The organism is Streptomyces sp. NPDC059002 (assembly GCF_042740435.1).
GTDB lineage: Bacteria > Actinomycetota > Actinomycetes > Streptomycetales > Streptomycetaceae > Streptomyces.
Genome location: NZ_JBHYJI010000147.1, coordinates 1 through 2,009 on the forward strand (window position 1 = coordinate 1; position 2,009 = coordinate 2,009).

Genomic DNA, 2,009 nt, shown 5'->3' on the forward strand with positions numbered 1-2,009 from the left:
ACGCCCTGCCCCTGACCGCCAACGGCAAACTCGACCGCAAGGCCCTCCCCGCCCCGGACTACGCCGAAGGCGCGGGTTCCGGCCGAGGCCCCGCGACCTATGAGGAAGAGGTCCTGAGCGAGGCGTTCGCCCACGTTCTCGGCCTGCCCGAGGTGGGTGTCGACGACGACTTCTTCGCACTCGGCGGCCACTCGCTGCTCGCGGTGCGACTGGTCAACCGCATCAGGACGGCCCTTGGCGTCGAGGTGGAGATCGCGGCGCTGTTCGACGCACCGACGGTGGCGGGACTCGCCCAGCAGCTCGGAAGCGTGAAGTCAACCAGGCCGGCGTTGCAGCCGATGCGTAACCAGGAGGAGTCCTGATGATTCCGTTGTCATTCGCGCAGCGGCGGCTGTGGTTCATCAGCCAGTTGGAAGGCCCGAGTTCGACCTACAACGTTCCGGTCGTGCTGCGCCTGCCGGGCGGCGTGGAGCGCGACGCGCTCGGCGCGGCCCTGAGGGACGTGATCGGGCGGCACGAGGTCCTACGCACGGTCTACGAGGTCGCCAACGGTGAGCCGTACCAGCGGATCCTCGGGCTCGACGAACTGGACTGGGAGCTGACGGTCGCCGAGGTCACCCCGGCAGAGCTGGACGGCGCGATCGACGAGGCCGGGCGGTACGCGTTCGACCTGGCCGCCGAGCTGCCCATCAGAGCATGGCTGTTCGAGGCGGGAGCCGGGGCCGAGACTGGGGCCGGGGCCGGGGCCGGGGCCGGGTCCAGGTCCAGGTCCGGGGCCGGGGCTGACGAGCGGGTCCTCGTCGTCGTCATGCACCACATCGCGAGCGACGGCTGGTCGGAGGGCCCGCTGGCTCGGGACCTCACGACCGCCTATGAGGCGCGCGTGCGGGGCCGGGCCCCCGAGTGGGAGCCGCTGCCCGTCCAGTACGCCGACTACGCGCTGTGGCAGCGCAAGCTGCTCGGCGACGAGACGGACCCGGACAGCGTGATGTCCCGCCAGATCGGATACTGGCGCGAGGCGTTGGCGGACGTACCGGAGGAGCTGGAGCTCCCCACCGACCGCCCCCGTCCGCCGGTGGCCTCCCACCGCGGACACATCGTCCCGCTGAGCGTCCCCGCCGAGGTGCACGCGCGCCTCGCGACGGTGGCGCGGGCCGAGGGCGTGACGACGTTCATGGTCCTCCAGGCCGCTCTGGCCACCCTCCTGTCCCGGCTCGGCGCGGGCACCGACATCCCCGTCGGGACGGCCGTGGCGGGGCGTACGGACGAGGCGCTGGAGGACCTGGTCGGCTTCTTCGTCAACACGCTAGTGATCCGCACGGACCTGTCGGGTGATCCCACCTTTCGGGAGGTGCTCGCACAGGTGCGGAAGACCGGGCTGTCGGCCTTCAAGCACCAGGACGTGCCGTTCGAGAAGCTCGTGGAGGAGCTGGCCCCGGCCCGCTCCCTGGCCCGGCACCCGCTCTTCCAGGTCATGCTGACCGTCCAGAACAACCAGCGGACCGTCCTTGCCTCGGGCCAAACGCCATCCGAAGCACCATCCGAGACACCCTCCGAAACGCCCTCCGACACCCAGTCCCGAACCAGGCCAGGGGCCGGGGCCGGGTCCGGGTCCGAGGGCCGGGAAGCGGGCACGCGGGCGGCCAAGTTCGATCTCGACGTCTCGGTCCGCGAGGTCTTCGACGCGCAGGGCGCTCCGGCGGGCCTGCGCGGCTCGGTGACGGCGGCGGCCGACCTGTTCGACGTGGCGTCGGTCGAGTGCATCGCCGCACGGCTGACCCAGGTCCTCGACCAGGCGACGGCGGATCCCGGCCGCGCGCTGAGCTCGATCCGCATCGTCGACGAGGCCGAACGCCGCCGCGTGCTGACCGACTGGAACGACACGGCGGCCGACCTCGACGTCGATCTCGTGCACGCGCTGTTCGAGTGGCAGGCGACCCGCACGCCCGACGCGGTGGCGATCGTCTCCGAGGGTTCCCGGGTGTCGTACGCCGAGCTGGAGGCGCGGG

Annotated in this window: 2 protein-coding genes; both read left to right on the forward strand. The window is 71.8% G+C overall.

Annotated elements, in window-relative coordinates:
- The coding region (locus tag ACFWZ2_RS43540) for a phosphopantetheine-binding protein (protein ID WP_384555347.1) at positions 1 to 362 on the forward strand (362 nt) is incomplete at its 5' end.
- Positions 362 to 2,009 (forward strand): condensation domain-containing protein (locus ACFWZ2_RS43545; RefSeq protein ID WP_384555348.1); only part of this gene is annotated, 1,648 nt, incomplete at its 3' end. The genes ACFWZ2_RS43540 and ACFWZ2_RS43545, both read left to right, overlap by 1 nt.